3 protein-coding genes and 1 pseudogene are annotated in these 1,480 nt (G+C 37.6%); 1 reads left to right on the forward strand and 3 read right to left on the reverse strand.

The features are described 5' to 3' along the window. Position 1: 1 nt before the first annotated feature. Positions 2-356 (forward strand): annotated as a pseudogene (gene tnpA, locus BHE89_RS17080) (IS200/IS605 family transposase). A gap of 27 nt (positions 357-383) precedes the next feature. On the opposite strand, the gene BHE89_RS17090 reads toward tnpA, so the two are convergent. From BHE89_RS17090 to BHE89_RS23890, 3 genes are all read right to left on the reverse strand, one after another. Then, positions 384-521, reverse strand: a complete 138-nt coding sequence (locus BHE89_RS17090; protein ID WP_413242931.1) for a hypothetical protein — start codon at positions 519-521, stop codon at positions 384-386. Between the two features lie 435 nt (positions 522-956). Continuing rightward, positions 957-1,289 carry a hypothetical protein gene (locus BHE89_RS17095; RefSeq protein ID WP_128860659.1) on the reverse strand — a complete coding sequence of 111 codons (333 nt, stop codon included), beginning with the start codon at positions 1,287-1,289 and terminating at the stop codon, positions 957-959. Continuing rightward, complete coding sequence (locus BHE89_RS23890; protein ID WP_171742527.1) at positions 1,249-1,404, reverse strand: hypothetical protein; 156 nt, start codon at positions 1,402-1,404, stop codon at positions 1,249-1,251. Before BHE89_RS23890 ends, BHE89_RS17095 begins: the two co-directional genes overlap by 41 nt. Between the last annotated feature and the right edge of the window lie 76 nt (positions 1,405-1,480).

A 1,480-nucleotide genomic window follows, 5' to 3' on the forward strand; every position in this document is an offset into this window, starting at 1 on the left:
TCTGATCTTTACGACAAAGTATCGACGTAAGCTATTTGACGGACAGATGCTCGCTCAACTGCGTGATGCATTTGACTCCGCTGCGGCAAAACTTGAATGCGAAATTATTGAGATGGACGGAGAGCCTGACCATGTGCATCTGCTGGTTGCTTACCCGCCAAAACTGGCGGTCAGTGTGATGGTCAACAATTTGAAATCAGTATCGTCGCGCCTGCTGCGCCAGCAAAACACACATTTGCGGACGCAAAGTAAAACGGGACTTTTTGTGGTCAAGGTCGTACTTTGTCTGTAGCACCGGAGGGGCAACGATTGAAACACTCAGAGCCTACGTTCAGAGCCAGTCAACGCTTGATTGATCTTTAAAGCCCTGCGGCCTTTTCGCCTTATACCCCCGCCCGCACTGGGCGAGGGTTTACGGCGTTTTTCGCTAACGAACCAAGCTCTTCTTTCAGCCATGGAAACCAGTTATCCTTTGGAGATGCAATATAACCATGAACAATAACAACTCTTTTGCCTTTCACTCATCCTCCTTGTTAGACATATATTATTGGAATAATAAGTTGTATAAGATAAAGAAAATCCCACTCAAACGAGCATTTGATAAAATTTAGAGTGATAAATAATAAATTACCAGCTATTTGATGATGGTAAGGTAATTACAGATCAAATGCAATAAAACACTGTTTTTATAACCAGTTATTTTGTAACTTTATAAAATAGAATTTCTGTACTATTTTCCTCACTAAAGTAGTCGCTGATTAACCCTTATATAACGGCTTCCAATTTCTACGCCATATTCTTTCATTAAGTTCTCGAAGTAAACAAAGTGTCCGAGTTTAGTTAAAAGAATACAGACACACAGTTATTGTGTGAATGTGAGGTGTTGTGATTGATTTTGTGGTCGCAGAGGCGAAAAAAGACCGCCTAAACGATCTTTTTATATCAATATAATGGGATTAGTTAGAATGGCTACAATCATTGACAGTATAATAAATAACCATGTCTTTTATATATTGATTATCACTTGAATTATCGATAATTTCCCCTGTACTTAAGTTAATTCGATGCGTTGGCTCTTTAGAACACAAAATGACGAGTCTCATCGATTCTGGAGTTACCGTAGTCAGTTGTGAGAAGAAATGGGAAATGACTAAAATATTTCCTTTTTCATCGCAAGGTAATTCAGAAAATTTAACGGACCAACCAGCAGCAAACTCATTTCTAATGGAAAGTGGACCACTCTGACCTTTAATATCTATTGATGTATGTAACAAGAACGTTCCAGTCATCGTTGAACACTTTACCGCTATCCGTATTTTTATAACCTACTGCAATATTTTGAGGAATATTATTTAAACTAAAATGACGACTACCCAATACGGGATAAAAACCTGAATCTGACATTGTATTTTCTCCTATAATTAAAAGTACTGTTTAAATATACAGTATTTTTAATTTATTAATCTAAGAACTGTCCTAA

It is taken from the genome of Shigella sp. FC1967 (genome assembly GCF_001743005.1).
Classification (GTDB): domain Bacteria; phylum Pseudomonadota; class Gammaproteobacteria; order Enterobacterales; family Enterobacteriaceae; genus Proteus.

Excerpts from the sequence above, each read along its gene's own strand:
- BHE89_RS17095 (WP_128860659.1), bottom strand. The coding sequence starts at position 1,289 with ATGACTGGAACGTTCTTGTTACATACATCAATAGATATTAAAGGTCAG.
- BHE89_RS23890 (WP_171742527.1), bottom strand. The coding sequence starts at position 1,404 with ATGTCAGATTCAGGTTTTTATCCCGTATTGGGTAGTCGTCATTTTAGT.